Here is a 23,394-nt window from a genome sequence, read left to right as displayed (position 1 = left end):
TACCTCATGAGTCTCAATTTTGGGAGGATTTCGTGAGAATCTGAGACGGCGGAGATTTTGTGACCCATTTTAATTTATTTCACCCAGAAAGCATCCAGCGGTGTGCTGAGGTGCTTTGTAAAGGCCGGGCGTAGGGTGGAACAGGACAATGGTTAAGAGAGGCCAGTTGGCTTCGAAGGCTTGCTGGACCTGCCGGTAGGTCATGCCCTGTTGAAGGGTGATGCTATTGTTCATAGACCAAGTTTACGAACCAGTATTGAGTAAAGACAATCGACTTGTGAATGGGCTAAATTCGGTTTGTACTTCTACGCACAAAGTAAGTAGTTCACTCTCCGCTGATGCGCGCTCTAATGGCAAAGTCCCCCTCCGAAATAGCCACTTCAAGTGGACTGCTTTCCGGCGGGGGAATCTGGTTAAAAGTTGGTTACTTAAAGGCCACGTTGAAACTCCCTTCCGTCAACGTGCCTTTGTATAGACCCGAGGCATCATATGCCGTAAAGCTAAACGTACCTACCACGTTGGTGGCCGTCTTTTTGGTGATCGTCACCGTGCCCGTACCATCATTGCGGGTCGAGTAATCATATTTGTTGACCGTGATGATACCCATGTTGACCTTGTTAATGGGAAAAGTCCCCTCACCCACCGTTTTAGGTAAGAGCAGCGCTACCAAATTACCTGTTTTGCTATCGAGCCCATAGATGCCGAAGTAGTTATCATCACCGGGAGAGGTTGTCAGCGCATAATTCAAGTCAGGTGTATAGAGATAGCCATCTACTTTGACCTGAAACCCACCCAGGGCCTGCGTAGTAGATTGAGCCGGAGTTGTCTGAGTGGTTCCAGGTGAAGTTGGGGTTGTGTTTGTGGTTGGAGTCGGCATCACATCGTCAGACTTTTTGCTGCATGAGCAAAGACAAAGGGTAGCAGAAACTGTGAGTAGGATAACCAGATTAGCAGTTTTCATGACTGAGATAAAGTTGTTTTTAGTATTTGTTTCGTTTGATGGCTCAAAGCTACAACTAGCCTAAGGGCATAGTAAGGCCTACTATACAGGGGGAGGGTTTCACTTTAAAGTCGGTGGAAATGAGAGCAAAAATGGTTACTGGCTGAGGTTTGCCTCGCTGCCCATGGCACGACTAAAGCCAGTCGGAGTCGCGTCTTTGCCTTCACTGTTTGCCAAAGTATGAGCCTTCAGTCTAGCCTCCTTTTCAGTGAATACCCGTTTATCTGACTACCAAATTACCTAAGGCTTACTCTGAGCTTTTTACAATAATGCTTTAGAGTCAGTGTATCATGTTATGAAAGTCGAAATTTGTAAGACAGTTGTATAGGCAACATATTGTACAATATATCCGACTACTTAGAGGACAAAATCCATAGGGGTCTGTAAAAGAAGCTTTTACGTTTCGTTAACATTCTTTTACAGGGCATTAACAGACGACAGGATAGAAACTTTTAGCTTTGCTACCTACCGCAGTGGTTGAAATCCTTGAAAATAAAAGAATGCCTTAACTATGAAAAAAATCATTTATGCGCTGATCTTACCGATGGTTGTGGTAAGCGGGCTAGTATTTGCTAATCGTGAGATTAAAAATGAAGTTTCTAAAAAGTCAATCTCAAAGCTACTCTCTGCTGAAAGGAAAGCTGCGTTAAAGAAATGGGAAGCTACCCCTGATGGTATAAAGTATAAAAAATGGGAAGCGTCTCCTGAAGGTAAAAAAGTGTATGCCGGTGAAGCTAAAATACGGAAGCATTTAAGTGCTTTTACCAATATGGAGGCTGTTATAACCTCTCTTTCTCTTCCGCCAGGCTCACGATTAGGTTTCGGAATGATGGTCAGGATTAATGGTGACGATTATATTATTAGTTTTGGAACGGAAAAGTCTGACAAGAATATTTTGAACGTTAACAATGAATTTCGGCAATTGCATAGCCTGAACGTTAATGACAAAATAATTATAAGAAGCCATAGTGTATCGCACGCGCCCAAGTATTCCTATCCAATAGTATCGGGCGACTATGTAGAACGAGATAGTAAACTAATTTACAAACGCGCCCCTCGCCAAGGCGGTTGCTAAGTAAAGTTATGATGGAATGACCCTAACGGACTTTAGAAGTAAAGAGGGTCAGAAATAAGGTAAATAGCTGTTTTCAAAAGGCTCGAATACTGAAACACTTTCACTAGTAACCTGGACAGTATCAGATTGTGATCTCACAAAACAATATATCGAAATACTACACCTCGCTGAGTTTATGATACATTGATAAAACAAATAGGTCGGAGGAACTCCCCAACCGGCTCTGACCAAACCAAGTAGCCGGTAAAGGCCGCTCGATTAAGTACGAAAGTATGTACTCCTAAACGGCAACCTGTCCCCTGCGGATAAAAAGTTTTCATTATTGACTAATCCGCCCCTTTTCTTTCCCTATTTACTGACTGTCAATAATTTACACTAAGAATCTGTTTAAACTTTTAAAGGAAATTCAAAAATGCGTGTTTTTGTCATGCTGACCGGTTTTAATGAAATTTGAAAAGTTTAAACAGCTTCTAATATAAAAAATCCCGAAACGATTGTTTCGGGATTTTTTTATATCCAGGATTTTCGCAAAAAAGCCGTGCTACGATTTAGATCTTTTGAGTTTATGTTGGTCTTTAGTAGTCCAGATTGTTCATTTATATCTAGAGTAGGCAGGGCCATACACTAATAAAATAATAGTGTTCACCACTTTGGCATCAAGCTTATAGCTCATCAGCCAATATAGCCGGTCAACATCATTTAATACACTTATTTTAACTGCAATAATCTTATTGTTACTAAATTTCATATTTAAATAATTTAATTAGTAAATTTGGTAAAACTCAAAATACCATTTCTCCCAGATTTAAGTTTTCTTTTGAGAAAATCACGCTGACACAATGTCCGACGTACTACTTGGCCCGGTTATTGTTTAGTCTTTTATACGTTCATCGCAGTCTGGAGACAGATTGTCGTGGATTACATATATGGGTATATGGGAAACGCTGACTTGAAAAGGTCAGCGTTTTTTTGTTATCAATAGCTCCTGTTACTTTTTAAGAACGTATAGAGTCTTAATAATACGTTTCCCTGATACCCATGCTTACCTTTTATCCAATTACAACCTCGTCTTCCGGGACGAGGTTGTCGTGTTACGTTTATTCCTGGCCGAGGTCTTTCAACCGTATTCTGCCAATTTATCATAAAATTCACACGATCTGTATCGATATTCAATTAGAAACGGACTCCTTATCGCTTCTATCGTAAAGCGTATTTTACCCTATTCGTTTCAGAAAATGATCGCATCCCTGTACTCGCTTCTTACGTTTGGCCTGCTGATGAACACAGCCACAATGAGTACGCCAAATCCTGGCAAAACCAGTCAGCATAAAGCAGACTCTAAATTTTATGAAGTTCGTATTTATCACCCAACTCCGGGTAAATACGCTGAGATTGTCGACCGCTTTCGGCAGTACACCTTGAAGATTTTCGAAAAGCACGGCATGGAAAATATCGGTTACTGGACCCCTACCGATACGACAAACAAAGAACTCATTTATATTCTGGCCTATCCTAGTCGGGAAGCCCGGGATGCATCGTGGAAAGCCTTTGGCAGCGATCCGGAATGGAAAGCCGTTGTTGCCAAAACGGAAGCGAACGGCAAACTGGTGGATCATGTCGATCAGATTTTCATGACCGAGTCAGATATTTCGCCCAAAATCAAGCTCACCCAAAAATCGCCCGAGCGCACCTTCGAACTGCGTACCTACACGCCAGCACCGGGCAAATTACCCAATCTGCTGACTCGCTTCCGCGACCATACGATCAAGTTATTCAGCAAACACGGCATGACCCACATTGGCTACTGGGTTACGCAGGAAAAAGATGCTACCGCTCAGCCGAAGCTGGTTTACATTCTGGCACATCCGAGCGAAGCCGAAGGTAAACAGCATTTCGATGAGTTTCGGAAAGACCCCAAATGGGTAGCCGTCAAAGCTGAATCGGAGAAAGATGGCGCGCTGACCACCAAAGTTGAGTCGATCTACATGAAGCCAACCGATTACTCACCCATCAAATAAAGCAGACGTCAATCGTCTATCCTGCAAACCTCAGTTTTTGGCTTTTTGCCAAACAACCTCTTTCACAATCGGTTTCATGACGTAAACTCAACCACGTTATGAAACCGATTGATCGTTTTGTTAACTTTTTACTTGATAAACCTGGTAGCAGCCGTGTTTCTCGTCAGGAATTTCTTGAACTGACAGGTCGTGGACTAGCTCTGGGTGCCGTAGGTAGCACACTGACTGCGTGCGATAAAAAGCCCGACACGAGCGCAGCCGCCACAGGAACAACCAACACACCTAGTGGCCCTGTTCCTAACCTCCCGGCCACGTCACCACCGGCTACTGTTCCTAGCGACCCAACCAAACCCATCGAGCTGGAACAGATCAAAGCCAAAACCGAACAGGAAGAAGCGCCAACACCCTCTCCCCTGCCCGACGATCAACGGGTTGGTTATGCAATTGTGGGGTTAGGACATCTCACGCTCAACCAAATTTTACCCGCTTTCGGTGCCGCTAAAAAATCAAAAGTGGTGGCTCTGGTCAGCGGGAGCCCTGAAAAATTGCAAAAAGTAGCAGCTCAGTACGGCATCAAAAAAGAAAGCTGTTACAGCTACGCCGACTACGACAAACTGCGCGACAACAAAGACGTACAGGCTATTTACATTGTGCTTCCCAATGGCATGCATGCCGAATATACCATCCGTGGAGCGCAGGCGGGCAAGCATATCCTCTGCGAAAAGCCCATGGCAAACACCGCAGCCGAATGTCAGGCCATGATCGATGCCTGTCAGAAAGCCGGACGTAAACTGATGATTGCCTATCGGATTCAGTATGAACCGCACCACAAGATCGTTCGGGAAATGGTGCAGAAAGAGCAGTTTGGGAAGGTAAAATCAATTATGGCCAACAACGGTCAGAACTCCGACAATCCCGATCACTGGCGATTCAAAAAGGCGTTGGCCGGTGGTGGAAGCCTTCCCGACGTAGGGCTATATTGCCTCAACACCATTCGTTACGTATTGGGTGAAGAACCCTCTGAAGTAACAGGCTATGTACACAGTACGCCCAATGACCCACGCTTTACAGAAGTGGAAGAGCAGGTGAACTGGCTGATGAAATTTCCGAGTGGTGTCCAGGCCTGTTGCGCCACCAGCTACGGTCATCACGACGATAAGAACTATAAAGTACTGGCCGACAAAGGCTGGATAAAAATGGACCCCGCTTTCCCGTATAAAGGATTAAAACTGGCCACCAGTCAGGCTCAGGGTAAAGAGAATCAGGAAACGCAGCATGAAATCGGCGATCAGGACCAGTTTGCTACGGAAATTGATCATTTTTCGGAATGCATTCTCGACAACAAAACCCCATTTACGCCGGGTGAAGAGGGCCTTCAGGATCAAAAAATCATCGAAGCCATTTATCAGTCAGCCCGTGAAGGCAGGCCAGTGAAATTGGCACCTGCTAACAAGAAAGACGCCTTTCGGGGCCCCGAACCGACCGCCTAATTCAGAGGACGACAAACTCTACGCGCCGGTTCTTCTTTCGGTTGTCTTCGTTGGTGTTTGGGGCAATGAGGTCGATGGGACCACGTCCAACCGCTTTCAGTCGGGTTTTGGCAATGCCCTTACTCACAAGGTAGTCGACAACGGCCTGGCACCGATCGCGGGAGAGTTTCACGTTCAAATCAAAATCGCCCTGATTATCTGTATGCCCACGGATTTCGAGTTGCATCGATGGATTTTCGATGAGCATGGTGGCTAGTTGGTCAAGCTCTGGGAACGATTGTGGCCGGAGAACAGGGGAACTTTGATCAAAATAAATACTCTCCAATCGGACAGGCTTACCTTTTTCGATCACACCAAATGGTTTTGGTGTGATCGTTCTCGGAGCAACGGCGGCTACTACCGGAGCTGGTATAGTGCCTGATAGTATGGTTCTCTTTATGGGCAACGGGGCATCAGGAACATCTACCCGCGCCGTCTTTGCCGATTTTACAACGGCTTCGGGAAGCGCCTGTGCCTGACTTACATCGGGTGTTTTTCTGGGTGTTAAGATGACCTGCGCTTCGTTCTGTACACTATCCAGCCGGATAGATTTTGTAAAATCGCCATAGCCGGGTGCCGAACTAGTGAGTTGATAAAATCCCTTACGTGGTAAATTCGTTTTGACCAGCCCAGTAGCCGTATCGGGCGAAAGCAACAGGGTAGCCTCACCTGCCTTACCCGAAATCGAAAAGTGTGCGTCAGTGATGACTTTCTTCGTGTGGCTGTCGGTGGCCCACACGGTCAGTTTAATCAGGTATGGATCTAACTGAGCATCAAACTCATGACGGCTGCCCGTCGGTGATACAGCAATGGCCATACTGGTAAAAACGGTTGTATACCCCGCTGCACTTACCTCAATAGCCAGCACATCGGACTCCGTAAGCACATGCTCCAGACGCCCATTTGCTAATGAAAACCGTTGTGTTTTACCGGTTACTTTGGAGGTTATCGTTACAGCCGCCGATGCCAGTGGTTTACGAATATCAACGGCAAATGCCTTGATGGTTAAAATGCTGGGGCTGACTTTGCGCCCTGAGTCCACATTGGCCGCCATCACCGGACTCGCTTTGGGTGACGCTTTGATTCGTGAATAATCAACCTCTCTCCGTTGGGCCATACCGGCACTAACGAACAGCAGATAGGCCACTGTTGTCAGAAATACCTTGCTGATTTGGAGAGCCATAAGTTGCTTATCCTTTTTGAAACCTATAGAGTCTCTGAAACTGTATAGGGTTGCCTCACCTAACTGCTCAACAGCAACTTAGTTTTTCGCCCAATCAATGATGCGCCGTTGACGATACCGGCGGGTTTATCATGATGTGCGCCCGGTGCGTGCCGGGGTCCATAATCCAGGGCATACCGGGTGCTTCGGGTTTGGTAGGCAGGCCCGTGCTTTCGGCCGTAGCGTATGGGATATACACCACATAGCGAAGGTAACCATCTTTCACCTCACCGGTTGCGGGGTTATAATCCTCGTCTTTGGCCGAATAGGAGAACAGTGACGACGGGTGCGAAGGCATCGTCAATTTCTTATCCTTCGTTTCCTGCTCCCGAATGGCCAGAATCTCGTTGGGTTTTTTCCCTTCTTTTTTCAATACCCGCCCCCGCTCCATAAATGGGTCCAGATCGCGATGGTAGCAAGAAACACTCAACCCTTTTTGGGAGGGATCATCGGCCAGACAGATCAGCTCGTTCGTTCCTTTTCGAAGTATGGTAAATTCATTTTTTGCCGAGTAGCCATATACCGTAGCGCCGTCGCGTTTGTCGGCAGGAGCGGCCAGAACTGCCACTTTAATCTGGGTGTCGGGCGACGGAATGGTAGGTGTCTGGGCGAATGCACTGCTGAGTGCCCCGACGAGAAAAAAGCTGCTCAAAAACGATTTCATAGATTCGGATGAGTTTAGAACCTGTTGGTATATAGCCAACGTATGATCTGGCGGCCGGCAAACAAATTAACGCGTTTCCTATAAGCTATACAAGCCTTGTCATAATAGATATAAGATAGAGATTTGTACGATTTACTCTACTGATAACCTCGCGCCTGTAGCCCGAACAATTCCGCGTATCGCCCGTCCTTTTCCAGCAGTTCGTAGTGTGAGCCAATTTCGAGCAGAGTTCCATTTTCGAGCACCAGAATACGGTCGGCCATGCGAACGGTGCTGAATCGGTGCGAAATAATGACCGACGATTTACCTTCAGTAAGCTTGGCAAACCGTTGAAACACTTCGTATTCGGCACGAGCGTCCAGAGCGGCCGTAGGCTCATCGAGGATGATCAGCTGCGCATCGCGCATATACGCCCGCGCCAGGGCCACTTTCTGCCACTCGCCCCCCGACAGTTCAACCCCTTTGCCGAACGAACGGCCCAGTTGCTGATCATACCCACCGGAAAGTTTGGCAATCACCGTATCGGCCAGGCTCCGTTGGGCCGATGTCTCAATTCGATCCTGATTAGTGCGCTGGTCAATGTCGCCAACGGCAATATTAACCCCTGCCGACATTTTGAACCGGGTATAATCCTGAAAGATCACCCCGATATTCCGTCGAAGTTCAGCCAGGTCATACTCACGAAGGTCGTAACCATCGAGTAGAATTCGGCCTTCAGCCGGGTCGTAAAGGCGGGCTAATAACTTTACCAGGGTCGTTTTGCCTGCGCCGTTTTCGCCTACCAACGCCAGTTTTTCGCCCGCCTGAAGCGTAAATGATAAATTCCGCAGCGCCCATCGATCGGAGTTGGTGTACTTAAAGCCAACATTTTCGAAGACAAATCCTTCCCGGATTGGACTGGGGAATGGTCGTGAGGTAGATGGCGAATGAATCAGGGGTTGTATAGCGAAATAATCGAACAGGTCCTGCAAATAGATGGCTTCCTGCGTAAGGCTGCTCAACTGAAGTAGAATTCCTTCCAGCGAACCCCGCACCTGCCGAAATGAACCCGCCAGAAATGTCAGGTCGCCCAACGAAATCTGTCCGCCAACAGCCCGCATCACAATCCAGACGTAAGCTCCGTAATAACCTGCCGTTCCCAGCGCTGTCAGCAACGTACCCCAACCAGCACGGCTGATAGCCAATGCCTTATTTTTCAGGTAATATTGCCACGACAGTTCGCGAAACCGATCGATCAGAAAGCCCGATAACCCAAAAATCTTAACCTCTTTAGCCGTTTCGTCACTGGCTCCAATATACCGCAGGTAATCGAGTTCGCGTCGTTCGGGTGTCCAGGAGCGAGAGAGCGAATAGCTACGCTGATTGAAGTAATTATCGCCAATAAATGAGGGCGTTACCGCCACCAGAATCAGGAGTAGCAGCCAGGGATTATATACCGCCAGACCAGCCGCCAGAAAGCCAACCGAAATCAGTTCCTGCACCTGCCCAAATACGCCCGAAAGCAGGACTGTTCGACCCGTAGTCTGCCGCCGGGCACGTTCGAGCTTATCGTAAAAGGTAGCATCTTCAAACTGTTCCAGATCAAGCGTTGCCGCATGTTCCATCAGTCGAATGGATGTCCGATTCGCAAACAGATCGCCCAGCAGGCTATCCATCAGCGCTACTGCCCGCCCTAGTGAAGTTGAAACAATAGCCAGACCGAATTCAGCACCGACCAGCCACCAGAGTGTGCGCTTATCGGCATCAGGATGTTTGGAAAGCGCGACAACCTGATCGATAATCAGTTTGCCCACATATAGGGTAGCCGTTGGGATGGCCGCCCGAATTAACCGAAGAAACGCATTGCCCAGAAACAGGCCTGGCGACACCTGCCAGACCAGTCGGAAAAACGCTGGCAGATTTCCCAGCGCGGCAAAACGCTCGCGCCAGCTTATCTGGTCTTTTGTTTCGGTAGGATTTGCATGAGTTGGTACTGTTTTTGCCATAACATCAAAAAGACAAGTACAGCACGGGATTAGTTCATCGGCAATCGCTCCGAATGAAGCTGTTTGATAGAGGTTTACGATAAGCGTGGATACAACAGCATGAAATCAGTTACCTACTCTTTATGGTTACAGGCGTCTGTTGCCGGTATTCGCTCCGGGAATTTCCCGTGCTCTCCCTCGTATTACATCGCAATGACTAACCTATACTCGTTTTTATCATGAAAAACCAAACTACTTTTCTTTCCCTGATTTTCCTGTTAAGCTTGTTCGTGATCTCCTGCAAAAAAGATGATGGTCCCGATCCGAATCTGTCGCCGGAGGTGTTCACCGTAACGGCTAAACAACCAGCCAACAGCAACGATGTCGTTCTGAGCTGGACACGCGCGAAAGACCCCAACGGCGATCCGGTAACCTATTCGGTGGTGTATAAAGATACGCTGGCCAAAAACCTGACCGATACAACCTTCACCATCAAAAATGTGGGTTATGGCCTTACAGTAGCGGGTAGCGTCATCGCGTTCGATAACCATAAAGCGGCTACCCCTATCTCGTTTAACCTCGTGATTGGTACCAATCCCTACGCTACTATTCCCGACGGAGCTTTTGAACAACGACTGATCGACCTTCGATTCGACGATACCAAGGATGGGAAAATCCTGTTGGCCAATGCTCAGAAAGTAACCAGTCTGACTGTTGCGAGTCAGGGGATCAGCAATTTGCAGGGCATTGAAGCGTTTGTGAACCTAACCTATTTAGACTGCTCCAGTAACCAGCTTACCAGTCTGGATATCAGCAAGAATACAGTGCTGACGGAGTTAAACTGCTCGGCGAACAAGCTAACCAATCTGGATCTTACGAAGAATACGGCTTTAACGACACTGACCTGTTCAAACAATAGTCTGAAAGGGCTCGATCTCAGCCAGAACCCAAGCCTAAGTCAGCTCAACTGTGCCAATAATCAGACCCTGACCAGTCTGGACCTGTCCAAAAACACAGCCCTGACAAGGCTAATCTGTAGCAGCACCGGCCTGACGAATCTGGAGCTGACCAAAAATATCGCCTTAACAAACCTTGATTACTCATTCACAAAACTGACTGGACTGGACATTAGTCAGAATACGGCCTTAAAGGAGTTGAACTGTTCGGCGGTTGGATTGACGAGTCTGGATGTGTCGAAGAATACCGCCCTGGTCAAACTCTTATGCTCTTATAATCAACTGTCAAGTCTGGATGTGTCGAAGAATACCGCCCTGTCTACTGTGGATTGTGAAAGTAATCAGCTTACCAGTCTGGACCTGTCAACGAATATGGGCCTTACGACCTTGAATTGCCCGTACAACCGCTTAACGGGTTTAGTGCTTAGTAGCAACACGGCTCTGTCAGAATTGACTTGTTATAGCAATCAACTGACGGGTCTGGACGTCACGAAAAATACGTCTCTAAGCAATTTGGCATGTTACGACAACCAGTTGACGAGCCTGGATTTGAGTAAGAACACCTCATTGAGCTATTTACGATGCGACAGTAACAACATCCAGACGATCTGCGTACCCAGCCTGTCGCAGGTGAAGCCATTCTGGCAAAAAGACGCATCAGCAACGTATCAGGTTTGTAAGTAAGCAATCAGCAACTAGCCATTTAATATTAACAGCAAGACTCCATCTGAGTCTTGCTGTTCTGTTATTGACTTAATTTAGTCACCAGTTTCTTAAACACGTCAAAAGCCGGTTTCGGTGAATAATCGTCGCGGAGCAGACCAAATTGATAGAAAATATCGTCCCGCGAACTATTGGCATCACGCAGGTTGAAAAGCTCGTAGCGATGAATGGTAAACACCTCCCGATAGTCATGTACCGCTCGAATGATGGTTTCTAAAACGTCAACCTGCCGTTCGTACGAACGTGTGGAACTGGTGGGCCAGCCATTTTCACCAATATGAATCGGTACAGTTGCCGGTATCCCTGCCTGTGACATACTGACCTGCCGAAACTGCCGCAAAACGCCATGTACCGCTTCCCGTAGTGATAGATGCGCGGGCAAGGGTATGAAGACATCGGGGAAGAAATCAAGCGCGACATAATCGAGCGCATCGACAAAGGGTTGCCCACCAAGTTGCCCTATTTCCGTCCAGAAATCATCGGCCGGATCGAAATTGATGGTTGCACTGAATCCGACGCCAATCGGTAAATCGAGTCGGCGTATTTCTTCTTTAGCAGCCAACACTCCTGCTACCAGTGCGGCTCGTACATTTGGCGCAATGCCATCGCCACCCGGTCCGGTCGAGTTGGCTTCTTCAGTGATCTGTAGGGTTGACAGGTATGGGGCATACTGCCGGAGCGTTTCCCGAATAAATTCCAACCAGGGTTCCAGCGGTTCATCCATCGCCCGGTAGCACAGAACCAGATCCAGCTTTCGGTTTGGGGCTACATACTGCACAAAGTTTTGCGGTGTTACAGACCCTACAATACCAGCTCCGGCATATCCCCTATAAACACGCACCCAAAATGGTCGGCCATCGGGCTGAAGGTCATTCAGAGCAGCTAAAATCGCTTCCGGCTGATCGAGCGGGCCAGTCAACAAACCACCTTCGCCCCCTGTGGCGCTTCCCGGATAAATACCAAATGTGAACGAGTGCATAAAGATGTCGATTGATTCAGCCACGAAAGTATTCGGTCTATCCCCAACCCTAGCCACGCAAAACGGATCAATGAGCCCGCAAAACGGATTTCTTAACGAACTAGTCAATTGAACCGCCAGGACGTGAAGTACAAAACGCGGACGAGCGCCTTGCGATACTACTTGTTCCGTTCACGCATTGGGTGTAGCTTAGACCTATGGAAATCATTTCGCACAATTACGGCTGCTATTTCGATGTGTTTCAACGGAGCTATCCAACTGAATTTCACAACTCGTTAGGTTACTCGGAAAATCATATCCAACTGGCCGATGAGGTATCGGAGGGCGAATTGAGCGAAATTTGCTTTCAGGGAGTGCGCATCCATTATGGCGATTTTATGACCCGGCAAACCGATACAATCTGGACTACCGAAGACTTTGCATCGGTCGAAATGACCTTTCAATTGCAGGGTCAGGCTGAGTATGAGTCCTCCTCTCCTTTACGGTTTGCTCCACAACAGCATAATCTGAGTTACCGACCGTATGCCGACCTGCGTAGCCGTCTGGCGGTTGGTAGTCATCGATACGTAGGCATTCAGTTGACCGAATCCTTCGTGTCCCGATTTGCCGATGAAGACTCACCCACGTTTGGTAAACTGTTCAACCATATCAGTCAACGAAAAGCCGCAACGCTCTCAGATCGAAATCTTTGCATTACACCCGCTTTGCAGGTTCAGTTACTGGAATTAATTGCCCCCAATCGGCGAAAACCACTCAAGCGTCTGTATCTGGAAACTACCGTACTGGATCTGTTACGACAGCAACTTGATCAGGCAGACGCTAACCAACAGAAAATAACCTCCTCATTATCTCCTCGAGATGTGGAAAAAATCATGGCCGTAAAAGCCTTGCTCGAAGCCGACCCACTTGGTTCATATACACTTCTGCAACTTTGCCGCTCGGTAGGATTGAACGATTATAAACTCAAAAAAGGATTCCGGGATGTGTTGGGCACTACTGTCTTTGGCTACCTGAACGATCTTCGAATGACGTATGCCCGACAATTGCTTCGCGATACGAATTGTACCGTCGGTGACCTAGCCTGTCAGCTCGGGTATAGCGAAACACACCATTTTTCGACAGCTTTTAAGCGAAAATTCGGTTATTTACCGAGCCAAATCGGCGACAAACGCTAAACCGCACCATCTGGATGAGATTACCCTTTCCCCAGTTAATTCTTTCTTTAATTCTGGTTTTTACCCTTCGTGTAACTACTCAAGCCAAACCACTTATCACCGATGAGCCAGTAGGTGGTATCCAATTCTTCAAAGGGTCGTGGCAGCAGGCACTGGCCGAAGCGAAGCGGCAAAATAAGCCGGTGTTTGTTGATGTGTACACCAGCTGGTGCCCGCCCTGCAAGCGCATGGCCAAAGAAGCATTTCCGAATCCGAAAATAGGGTCCAAATTCAATGTTCACTTCATCAATTATCAGGTCGATGCCGAAAAAGGCGAGGGCATCGACATTGCCAAACTGTATGCTGTCGCCAGTTACCCGACGGCACTCTACATCACTCCCGATGGCGCGTTGATTCATCGGGCTGTCGGCTATGGTGGCATCAATGGTATGCTTGATCAGGCAGATCTTGTCCTGCGCATTCCTCAGTTGAAAGCTACGCTGGCTAAAGGCGATAAGGACTTTGCCGATGGGCGACGTGACCCTGACTTTTTGAAAAAGTACCTCGCCATGCGCCAGTCACTCGGCCGCCCAACATCCGATGTGCTGGATGCTTATCTGGCTACCCTGTCCGACTCCGAACGGGTAACCACCGAAACGATAGCCTTTGTGGCCAGTCACCTCCAGACATCCGACTCTAAAGCATTCGACTACCTGATCAAAAACCGCCCATCGCTGCTGTCTTCCGACCCTATCAAGCGGAATCTCGCAACAACCGTCTTCAAAGCCTTTTACCAGACACTCGACCGTGATTTTAAGCAGGCCATTGCGACCAGCGACGAGCCATTGCTGGAAAAGGTGATTGTCAACAACGAACGCAATACGGCTTCAGCCAATCCATTTATGCCTCGAAACGACTCTATAAAACTGGAATCGGCTAATGAGTACCGGCTTAGATTCTATAAAGAAACCAAAAACTTTGCCCGATACCGACAAGTTGCAGAATCGGTAGCCCAACCCTTGATGAGTCAATCCGTTACGGAGTTGCAAAATTTGGATTCGCTTACTGCTGCCCGAATGAAAAGTATGATGCCTTTCATGCCCGATACGCTCAGAAAAAGGCTGGCTAGTGCACAAACAAACCAGCTCATGGCTAATCATGTCATGTCGTGGAAAGTGGCGCATACCTTGTCTGAGTTAGCTGATACCTATCGCCAGCAGGGGGCATCCTCAGCCGACTGGGAGCAGGCATTACCCTGGATAGAACGGTCGCAGATCCTCTATCCGTCAACTGAATCCCTACATATCTACGCTCAACTGCTGGCCAAGCTAGGTCGTAAAACCGAAGCGATCAACAGACAGAAGCAAGTCATCATTGACATGAAGCAAGCAGGCAGGCCCACCAACGAATATGAAGCCGAGTTAACCCAGATGAGCCGAAACTAATTTTAGCTACCTATCCCACTACACGAGCTAGCTGATAGTAAAGCGATTAGCCCATTTTCAAGTAATCAACTTCAGGGAGCTACCTAATTTTAATCTACTTCACCATAATGAATTCATGATTTAGCGAGAACTTACTTGCTTTACTAGCCTCATACTATGTTTACCAATCCAAATGCCGGACCTTTTGAGCGATTTGCCTCGAAAGCTACGCAAGCCACGGGCTCTTCTACCGCTTTTCTGCTGGCCTTCCTGACCATCATCATCTGGATTATCACCGGTCCAATTTTTGGTTATTCCGACACCTGGCAGTTGGTTATTAATACAGGTACGACGGTTATCACCTTTCTGATGGTATTTCTGATTCAAAAGTCCCAGAATAAAGATTCTCTGGCGATGCAGGTAAAGTTGAATGAGTTGATTGCCGTGAACCGAAAAGCCAGTAATCGCCTGCTGAACGTCGAAGATCTATCGGAAGAGGAAATCCGGGCGCTCCATCGATTTTTTGGCGAATTAGCCGAGCGGTCAAAAACGGAAGCCAGTCTAACCGTATCGCATTCGATAGAAGAAGCGGAAGAGATTCACCAGGAAAAAGTAGAGAAATTCCAACAGCGAAAATCAGATCGGTTGAGATCCAGAGACGCAGCAAAAACCACGAAAGCTCCCTCGAAGCGGGTTACCAAAAAAGCACCGCCTTCTGCCGAAAATCCTTAACTTCACAGTCCCAAATTAGTTGGGCAACAATTTTAGTGGCCGTATTGACCAACTCATCCATTTCGAGTCTATTCAGATAAGCGCTTCCTGAACAGTCTATCATGAAGTTGGGTTACGCCATATAGGATAGTACACTGTCCTCTTTATTTTCAGCTTACATCAACGTATGAATCAGCCGACCGCTGCGCACTTTTCTCTTCAATTTTCTGAGGAAGAATCGGTATTGCGCCGTTCTTACGATCAGTTCCAGACGGCCCTGAGTATTGGGCTCATTGCTACCTGGTTCTGGGATATAGGACAGGATAAAGTATATGGCGATTCCAACCTGCTCTCGATGTTCAATTTGGCGGATTCGCCAAATATGATGGAAGGGCTTCCGTTAAGCACGTTTACCGATACTATTCACCCCGACGATCGCTCCCGGGTCATGCGGCTGATTGATGCTTCTATTCGTTCTGGCCAAACCTACGAAGCTGAGTACCGCATCATACACAAACATCAGGAGTATAAATGGGTACTTGCCCGAGGACAGTCAACGTACGACGAACACCATCAACCACTTACGCTTTCCGGTATATTGATCGACCTGACGGAACGTAAAAAAGCGGAGTTACGCTCCCAGATAGCGGAAGATCGTCTCCGGCTGGCGATTGATTCGGCCCAGCTCGGCACCTGGGATTTTAACCCTCTTACCGAAACGCTCATCTGGTCGGATCGGTGTAAAGAGCTATTTGGTCTTTCCCCATCCGCTTATATCGATTACAACGTCTTTTTGAAGGGCCTTCACCCCGACGACCGGGAACGAACCGATCAGACGGTGAAGGAAGCCTTACGACCCGGTAGTAGTGGTCGGTATGATATTGAATACCGAACGATTGGTATTGAAGATGGGCAACTACGCTGGATTCGGGCCAATGGGCAGGCTTTGTTCAATAAAGAGGGTACCGCTCAGGAGTTTATCGGTACGGTGATCGACATTACCCACAGCAAACAGAACGAAGCGATCCTACGCCAACTCGTGGTTGAACAAACCCAGAATCTGGAACGACAAACGCACCATTTGCGAACCGTTCTGGATGCATCGTTGAACAGTATCATCGCCATGACCGCCATTCGGGATGAGACCGGCCAGATCGTCGATTTCATGATGGATACAGCCAATCAGGCCGTTATCCGAAGCAATTTTATGACGCCCGAGCAAATCATTGGGCGAAGATTACTGACAACGTTTCCGGGAAATAAAGAGAATGGCTTTTTCGACCTCTATGTCCGTGTCGTTGAAACGGGGCAATCGGGGCAAAGCACACAATATTATCGCGATGAATTTGGGCTGGAAGGCTGGTTTGAGGTGTCGGCCGTCAAACAGGGTGAAGATGGGTTGGTGGTGACCTACAACAACATCACCGAGCGCAAACAAACCGAACTAGCCGCCCAGCAGCAGGCGCTTGAACTCAAAACCGCCAACGCCGAACTCAAACGGTCCAACGAAAACCTTCAGCAGTTTGCGCATATTGCCTCACACGATTTACAGGAGCCCCTTCGGCGTATTCAGTCGTTTAGCGATCTGCTCAAAACACAGTTTGCCGATAACCTGTCGGATGGCGAGTCGGATATGATTTCCCGGATTCAGCGGTCGGCCCAACGGATGCAATTGCTGATCAAAGACCTGCTCACGTATTCAAAACTCAGTACCCAGCGTGAGCCCTTCGCCCGAGTGTCGCTGACCGATGTGCTGGAGGATGTGACCAGCGATCTGGAAGTGATGATTACGGAGAAAAATGCCCTTGTCGACATCGCTGAGCTACCAATCGTTCTGGGTAGTTCGTCACGATTGCGGCAACTCTTTCAGAACCTGATTACCAATGCTCTAAAATTTGTCCCGTCCGAACGGCAGCCGATTATTCGAATATCGGCCCGGTCGGCTAACCCCGATGAGCTTCCCTCCCGCCTACATGATCAATCGGCAGGTTCGTTTTGGCTTGTTATGGTGGAGGACAACGGCATCGGTTTTGACGAACGCTACAAAGACCGCATTTTCACTCCGTTCCAACGCCTGCACGACGCCGGGACGTATGCTGGTACGGGTATTGGCCTGGCCATTTGCCAGCGTGTGGCCGAAAGTCATGGCGGAGCAATCGATGTAAGCAGCCAGCCCCGTCAGGGTTCTACATTTAAGGTTTTTCTGCCCGTGATTTCGGGATAACAAACTAAGCTTGTAAGCGGTGCTATCGCCTAGTCTGGCAGACTCGTGACAGGCCATCGGGCGTTCTGAAAAACCGTCTGATAGTCGGCAAAAGCCTGTTTGGCCCCTGCTACAACTTCATCAGCGTGATTTTCGCCCATACGGGTCAGGAAAGCACCAAATTGTTTCCAGTGGCTCCCCGTAGCCGGACCATAGCCCTGGAAAAACCGGGCATGGACAAGTAAGGGCTGAACAGCCGGATTTTTTTGCAGCCATTTCCAGATTACAGTCCCTCCCAGCATCGAGCCTTCGCCTACATAGGCAGCGCCCAGCAAAGCTACCGGCGACCAATGACTAAATAAGCCGGGCATAGGTTGCGGGACAGGTTCATTCAACTGTTCCAGATCGGCCAGCAGCCAGGCTGTTTTTCGCCGGGTGTCGGGGGTATAATCCCGGAAAAAATCGGGGTATCGATCTATGGCCGCTTCGAGACTCTGATGAAACAGCAAATGCGTTCGCAGCAGACGTGTGTATTCATCGGCCGTAAGCGTACCGTTCTGTAAGGCTTCGGTGTAAAAAAGGGTTTCTGTTTGGGAATGCAGGGGTTGGGTTTCGTACCGCAGTCGTTCCAATAACGTCATCGTGTAAAATCAATTCGGGTGTTTTTGTCCAGCCAGAAGTCGCACAGTTGGCTAATCAGGGTTCGGGTCGCCTGGTAACTACCTGGTTTTACGACATACGCATTGACCCCTGCTTCATAGGCCGACCGGATATCTTTGGGACTATCGGATGTGCTGAAGGCAACAATGGGCAGGAATTTTGTTCGGTCGGTAGCGCGGGCCTGTTCAATAACCTCAAAGCCGTTTATACCATCCAGATTCAGATCCATCAAAACCAGCTTTGGCAACGGAGGGCTGTAGGCCTTATAAGGGCCCTGACCCAATAAGTAATTGAGAGCCTCTGTACCACTCGACAGCACCGTGTAGGTAACCGGCCGGTCCAGTTTCTGAATCAGACGCCCAAAAATATCCGCATCGTTCGGATCATCCTCCACATACAAAACATCCACCATACGATCCTTACAGAATGGTCGCTACAGGAAATGAGACAGAAAAAGTAGCTCCTCGATCGGGTTCACTACGGAACCAGATTTTTCCCTGATGCCGGTTAATAATTCGTTTTACAATAGCCAGCCCTACACCCGATCCTTCAAAATTGCGTGCGTTTTCCAGACGTTTAAACAGATCAAACATCTTGCCTGCCTGTTTCATATCGAAGCCGATTCCATTGTCTTCAATGGTATAAACAACTTCTTCATCGGTTTGTTGGCCATTTATCCGCACTACCGCATCCGTCCTGTTTTGCGTATATTTCACTGCATTACCAATCAGGTTAGTAAACAGTTGAAGCGCCATAGTCGAATCGGCGTTGACGGGCGGTGTATCCCCAATCTCGATCTGCAACGACCGACCTTTGGCCGTTACCATCAACTCTTCGCGGATACCCTCCAGCAACTGGCGCATATCAATCGGGTGCGTATCCAGATCCGTGCGGCCCATGCGCGAGTAATAAAGGATATGCCGAATCAGGCTACGCATTCGCTCGGTGGAGTCAACAATTTTCTGAAAAAGCGCCTGAGCATCGGGATCAAACTCTTTTCCATGCTCTTCGAGCAGGATTTCCGAATAACATCGAATGGACGATAAAGGCGTGCGTAGGTCGTGCGATACGGTATAACTGAACGCATCCAATTCTTCGTAGGCTACCTGAAGCCGCTGGTTCAGCATTCGAATGGCATTAGCCTGTTTCGTCAACACCTGTAAAATATCTTCCCGCAGCTTCACCACCGTACCGATTTCAGTTTCGGTCCAGTGATTTGAGGTATTCCGCACGATTTCGGTCCAGGCTTCAAAACTCTTCCGGGGGCTTAATCGGAGCTGACCATCACCTTCAACCGTAACAGGTTTATCAGGATTGCCCGCCCAGGTAACTTCCCGAACTCGTTCGGGCTTGAACCAGAGTACATACTCTTTCAGCTCCCGCGATAATGCAATCGCCAGCATCCCGGCGCCTACTTCCCGGAACGCTTCGGCGGGTGGGTAAAAACTGGCCAGATGATTGGTTTCCAGAAACGTTTCGGTATTCGTGGTCGCCAGCCATTGCCCAAGTTCCCAAAGTTGGGTTTCGTCGGGTGTTTGGCCAAGCCGATAAATTTTGTCGTTAAATAAAAGGGCCACCCCTGTTGCGTTGGTCACATCGAGTGCCGTTACTGGAAACTTGGTCAGTGCACGGGCAACATCATCTGTAAGCAAAAGCTGCTCATGGAGCCGCTGCGCATTCTGGGTGTATTGCAGTAGATTGGTTTTATCTTCCTCGCTCCGTCGAAATTCCAGCGCCGACGATAGCAACTGACTGACAAATTTAGCCGCCTGCCGGGCCGGGTAATCCACAAACCGAGGGGTAGTATTGTGGCATGAAATCAACCCCCATAGCTCACCCCGATAGAGGAGCGAAATACTCATAGATGCCTGAACACCCATGTTTTTGAGGTACTCGATATGAATGGGCGATACAGCCCGCAACACTGAATGAGTCAGGTCGAGTGGCCGATCGGCGGGCCAGTCGGGTTCTGACAGAATCCGCGACGGTGTACTGCCAACATCGGCAATTAGTCGAACCAGGTTGATCTTATACAGCTCCCGAGCCTGCCGTGGAATATCGGAGGCTGGGTAGTGCAGCCCTAAATACGGTTCCAGGTGTTCATCTTTCGCTTCGGCCACGACATGACCATGCCAGTCGGGACTGAACTGATAGACCATAACCCGGTCGTACCCAATAATGGTTTTAATACGCTGGGCTGTGTTCTGCAACAAGTCGGGCAATGTCCGGCTGGCCTGCACTTCGGTCAGCGACTGCGCGATCAACTGCTGATTCATGGCCGTATTTCGCTCATCACCCGCCGATTCCCATTCCAGAATCACCAATCCCTGGTATTCATGGATAATCAGATTCCAGGTTTTGCCATTCAAGGTCACCGGCTGTGGATTGATCGATTCCCACGAATGATTACGCCGACCTACATTTAGCAATTCAATGATGGTACTGGCAGGCAGATCCGTTCCTGAAAATAACGTATTGATGGATTTTCCCAGCATGTCAGCGGCTGGTATGCCCAACAGGTCGATAATGTTATCGCTAACGTGAACGACGGAATAGGTATCGGGGAGAATGGCCAGTAAGTAGCCGTGCGACTGGACGTGTCCGAGGATATGGATTGGTTCGCGTTCGCAATTAGTTAGGTCAACAGCAAAAGAACTCATCAATCAGTAAGTTGAGTAAGTAAGGCTACAGTCAACTAGTTTCTACCAGTATAAAAAGACTGTAACGTTAAAGCGCAATATACGCAATCAGTAGGTTAATTTATAAATCAACAGGGCTTTTTCATACCTCTTCTGGAACCCAGTCAATGGTATGCATTGATACTTAGACTGGAAATGAATACGATGTAATCTTACCTCCATTACTAGCCTCCCAGTACACGTTTATTAAATCGATTGGCTCAACCAATGTTTTACAAAAGTTGAATGAATCTGTGCATGCTTGCTGACAAATGCATTTATTTGGCGAGAAATTCAGGCATATGGTTTATGCTCACCATAGATCTATAGTACCTGCTTTTTACTCCTTACCTAAATCCAAACTGTATACATGCCAGGTCAGATCTTAGTGGTTGGTAGTTCAAACACCGACATGGTCGTTCAAACGGCCAAATTACCAGCCCCCGGCGAAACCGTACTGGGCGGTACTTTTTTTATGAATCCGGGTGGTAAAGGGGCCAATCAGGCTGTTGGAGCTGCCCGACTGAACGGAAACGTAACCTTTGTCGCCAAGGTTGGTGCCGATATTTTTGGGGAGCAGGCTATTGCCGGATTTCAGCAGGAAGGCATTAACACAACCTATATCCAGACCGATTCTGACCATCCGTCGGGCGTTGCCCTGATCAATGTCGATGCCGCTGGAGAGAACTGTATCACGGTAGCTCCCGGAGCGAATGCCCATCTCCTGCCCGACGAAACCAATACAGCGCTTCAGTCAGTGGGAGCGGATGCCCTGGTGCTGGTTCAGCTCGAAATTCCACTGGACACAGTGGCCTATGTTGTCCGTGAAGCCACTACCCGTGGCTTACGGGTTATTTTGAATCCGGCCCCAGCTCAGTCGTTGCCGGACGATCTGTTCCCGCATCTGTTTTTGATTACCCCGAACGAAACCGAAGCCGAGCTTCTGACCGGAATTCGGGTAACGGATATAGCTACTGCCGAACAAGCCGCTCAACGACTGCACGATCTGGGCGTTTCGAACGTCGTGATTACACTGGGCTCAAAAGGAGCCTACCTATCGACCGGAACGCAGAGTCAACTCATCGCCACAACACCCGTAAAAGCGGTCGACACCACAGCCGCTGGCGACTGCTTCAATGGAGCCCTGGCCGTTGCCCTGGCCGAAGGAAAATCCTTACCCGAAGCCATTTCATTTGCCTGCAAAGCCGCATCGATCTCCGTTACGCGTATGGGCGCACAGGCATCCATGCCCCGGCGAGACGAAGTCGATTAATGCTTCCCTCACCGGCCCCTCACCCCTAGCCCCTCTCCTGTTTTGGGAGAGGGGCTAGGGGTGAGGGGCCGGTGAGGGGAATTATTTACCGTCGAAACTTTGAATCATGTTCCGATAAAAGGTTTTGGCTTTCCACTGACCACCCGCAATGATGCGCCGAATGGTGTAGAGGGGCAACTGCTCATCACGACCATCGGCTAGGGTAAACGCTGCCGCATAGCCCCGCTTCTGGATTTCGGGAAGCGCCTGCTTGTTCCAGAGCCCAAACGGATAGGCGAAATATTTTACGGGCTTGCCGGTAATACTTTCCAGCTTGGCTTTCGGCTCTTCAATCTGAGTTTTCCAGTCGTCGCCCTGGTATTTTTTTACATTATGGTGATCCCAGGTGTGTGCTCCGATGGTATGCCCCCGATCGGATAAATCCTTGATCTGAGTCTTATCCATGTACGGCTGTTTCCCCCGGCGACCAATGGCAACGGTCATAATGAAGAATGCGCCTTTGAAACCGTGTTTATCCAGAATAGGCACCGCCGTTTCGTACTGATCCAAGTCACCATCATCGAAGGTCAGCATAACGGGTTTCGAAGGCAGTGGTGCTCCCGTTGTCAGATAGGCATACAACTGATCAGGCAGGATGGTATGGTAGCCACTATCAGCCAGCATCTGCATCTGTTCCTTAAATGCCGCTACCGGGATGATATAGTCTTTCGCCGATTGGGAATCACTACCCCGCCAGTCACGAATCTGGTGGTAACACAGCACAGGCACCTGTGGCCGGGCCAGAATAGCAGCCGCATTGGCGATTTTATCGGCCGGGATGCTCGACGGATCGGGGGCTGGTGCTGTGGCTTCGGCTTTAGCCTCCGACGGAGCACTGGCAGACGTAGCGTTGGTGGTATCGGTAACCGCTTCATTGGAAGCCTTCCCGTTTGATTGACAACCCGTTAAACCTGGGGCGAATACGACAGACAGACAGATAGCTGCTGCCAAGGCAAGTGATGAACTTTGACGAATGAACATAGTAAACAAATATGCTCTAAAATAGGAAAAAGTATTCGGGTGAAGGAATTAAAGTTACGCACCAACCTCAATTTTATTTTTCACTCACACAAAATTCATACCTTAAAATAATTGCTCGCATTGTGAATCAGTCAGATACCT

19 protein-coding genes are annotated in these 23,394 nt (G+C 48.6%); 9 read left to right on the top strand and 10 right to left on the bottom strand.

Annotation, left to right across the window (positions count from 1 at the left end; genetic code table 11):
* Window positions 1-69: 69 nt before the first annotated feature.
* Together ACYVFD_RS31355 and ACYVFD_RS31350 are read right to left on the bottom strand one after the other, a co-directional pair.
* Window positions 70-234: a hypothetical protein gene (locus tag ACYVFD_RS31355; RefSeq protein ID WP_461094565.1), complete on the bottom strand. Its 165-nt coding sequence runs from the start codon at window positions 232-234 to the stop codon at window positions 70-72.
* Between the two features lie 190 nt (window positions 235-424).
* Window positions 425-961, bottom strand: coding sequence for a DUF6252 domain-containing protein (locus ACYVFD_RS31350; protein WP_461094564.1), 537 nt, complete (start codon window positions 959-961; stop codon window positions 425-427).
* Between the two features lie 550 nt (window positions 962-1,511).
* On the opposite strand from ACYVFD_RS31350, the gene ACYVFD_RS31345 reads away from it, so the two are divergent.
* From ACYVFD_RS31345 to ACYVFD_RS31335, 3 genes are all read left to right on the top strand, one after another.
* Complete coding sequence (locus ACYVFD_RS31345; protein WP_461094563.1) at window positions 1,512-2,075, top strand: hypothetical protein; 564 nt, start codon at window positions 1,512-1,514, stop codon at window positions 2,073-2,075.
* Between the two features lie 1,235 nt (window positions 2,076-3,310).
* On the top strand, window positions 3,311-4,093 hold the full coding sequence (locus ACYVFD_RS31340; RefSeq protein WP_461094562.1) for an NIPSNAP family protein: 783 nt from the start codon (window positions 3,311-3,313) through the stop codon (window positions 4,091-4,093).
* A 98-nt stretch (window positions 4,094-4,191) separates the two neighbouring features.
* Complete coding sequence (locus ACYVFD_RS31335; RefSeq protein WP_461094561.1) at window positions 4,192-5,583, top strand: Gfo/Idh/MocA family protein; 1,392 nt, start codon at window positions 4,192-4,194, stop codon at window positions 5,581-5,583.
* 1 nt (window position 5,584) lies between these two features.
* Here ACYVFD_RS31335 and ACYVFD_RS31330 read toward each other — a convergent pair whose 3' ends face one another.
* The 3 genes from ACYVFD_RS31330 to ACYVFD_RS31320 form a co-directional block, all read right to left on the bottom strand.
* Complete coding sequence (locus tag ACYVFD_RS31330) at window positions 5,585-6,805, bottom strand: OmpA family protein (protein ID WP_461094560.1); 1,221 nt, start codon at window positions 6,803-6,805, stop codon at window positions 5,585-5,587.
* A gap of 94 nt (window positions 6,806-6,899) precedes the next feature.
* Window positions 6,900-7,508 carry a hypothetical protein gene (locus ACYVFD_RS31325; RefSeq protein WP_461094559.1) on the bottom strand — a complete coding sequence of 203 codons (609 nt, stop codon included), beginning with the start codon at window positions 7,506-7,508 and terminating at the stop codon, window positions 6,900-6,902.
* Between the two features lie 137 nt (window positions 7,509-7,645).
* The gene (locus ACYVFD_RS31320; protein WP_461094558.1) at window positions 7,646-9,493 is read right to left on the bottom strand and encodes an ABC transporter ATP-binding protein; all 1,848 of its coding nucleotides are present in this window, start codon (window positions 9,491-9,493) and stop codon (window positions 7,646-7,648) included.
* A gap of 218 nt (window positions 9,494-9,711) precedes the next feature.
* Between ACYVFD_RS31320 and ACYVFD_RS31315 the strand changes: the two genes are divergently transcribed.
* Window positions 9,712-11,112 carry a hypothetical protein gene (locus ACYVFD_RS31315; protein ID WP_461094557.1) on the top strand — a complete coding sequence of 467 codons (1,401 nt, stop codon included), beginning with the start codon at window positions 9,712-9,714 and terminating at the stop codon, window positions 11,110-11,112.
* Window positions 11,113-11,173: 61 nt separating this feature from the next.
* Here the strand turns inward: ACYVFD_RS31315 and ACYVFD_RS31310 are convergent, their stop codons facing one another.
* Window positions 11,174-12,130 (bottom strand): hypothetical protein, encoded by a 957-nt coding sequence (locus tag ACYVFD_RS31310; RefSeq protein WP_461094556.1) that lies wholly within the window; start codon window positions 12,128-12,130, stop codon window positions 11,174-11,176.
* Window positions 12,131-12,327: 197 nt separating this feature from the next.
* Between ACYVFD_RS31310 and ACYVFD_RS31305 the strand changes: the two genes are divergently transcribed.
* From ACYVFD_RS31305 to ACYVFD_RS31290, 4 genes are all read left to right on the top strand, one after another.
* Entirely contained in the window at window positions 12,328-13,305 is a 978-nt protein-coding gene (locus tag ACYVFD_RS31305) for a helix-turn-helix transcriptional regulator (RefSeq protein ID WP_461094555.1), read from the top strand.
* Window positions 13,306-13,319: 14 nt separating this feature from the next.
* Window positions 13,320-14,729 carry a DUF255 domain-containing protein gene (locus ACYVFD_RS31300; RefSeq protein WP_461094554.1) on the top strand — a complete coding sequence of 470 codons (1,410 nt, stop codon included), beginning with the start codon at window positions 13,320-13,322 and terminating at the stop codon, window positions 14,727-14,729.
* Window positions 14,730-14,885: 156 nt separating this feature from the next.
* The gene (locus ACYVFD_RS31295; RefSeq protein ID WP_461094553.1) at window positions 14,886-15,440 is read left to right on the top strand and encodes a low affinity iron permease family protein; all 555 of its coding nucleotides are present in this window, start codon (window positions 14,886-14,888) and stop codon (window positions 15,438-15,440) included.
* 166 nt (window positions 15,441-15,606) lie between these two features.
* A complete protein-coding gene (locus tag ACYVFD_RS31290) occupies window positions 15,607-17,643 on the top strand; it encodes a PAS domain-containing sensor histidine kinase (RefSeq protein WP_461094552.1) in 2,037 nt (678 codons plus the stop codon).
* A 29-nt stretch (window positions 17,644-17,672) separates the two neighbouring features.
* On the opposite strand, the gene ACYVFD_RS31285 is transcribed toward ACYVFD_RS31290, so the two are convergent.
* From ACYVFD_RS31285 to ACYVFD_RS31275, 3 genes are read right to left on the bottom strand one after another with little or no spacing between them, the layout of a single operon-like run.
* A complete protein-coding gene (locus ACYVFD_RS31285; RefSeq protein WP_461094551.1) occupies window positions 17,673-18,263 on the bottom strand; it encodes a biliverdin-producing heme oxygenase in 591 nt (196 codons plus the stop codon).
* The gene (locus ACYVFD_RS31280) at window positions 18,260-18,694 is read right to left on the bottom strand and encodes a response regulator (RefSeq protein WP_461094550.1); all 435 of its coding nucleotides are present in this window, start codon (window positions 18,692-18,694) and stop codon (window positions 18,260-18,262) included. Before ACYVFD_RS31280 ends, ACYVFD_RS31285 begins: the two co-directional genes overlap by 4 nt.
* Window positions 18,695-18,701: 7 nt before the next feature.
* Complete coding sequence (locus tag ACYVFD_RS31275) at window positions 18,702-20,942, bottom strand: ATP-binding protein (protein WP_461094549.1); 2,241 nt, start codon at window positions 20,940-20,942, stop codon at window positions 18,702-18,704.
* A 388-nt stretch (window positions 20,943-21,330) separates the two neighbouring features.
* Here ACYVFD_RS31275 and rbsK point away from each other — a divergent pair, with 388 nt between their 5' ends.
* Window positions 21,331-22,233, top strand: a complete 903-nt coding sequence (gene rbsK / locus ACYVFD_RS31270) for a ribokinase (protein ID WP_461094548.1) — start codon at window positions 21,331-21,333, stop codon at window positions 22,231-22,233.
* 81 nt (window positions 22,234-22,314) lie between these two features.
* On the opposite strand, the gene ACYVFD_RS31265 is transcribed toward rbsK, so the two are convergent.
* Window positions 22,315-23,253, bottom strand: coding sequence for a polysaccharide deacetylase family protein (locus tag ACYVFD_RS31265; protein WP_461094547.1), 939 nt, complete (start codon window positions 23,251-23,253; stop codon window positions 22,315-22,317).
* Window positions 23,254-23,394 lie beyond the last annotated feature (141 nt).

The sequence above is a fragment of the Spirosoma gilvum genome (assembly GCF_054776815.1).
This window is presented reverse-complemented; position numbering and strand designations above follow the sequence as displayed.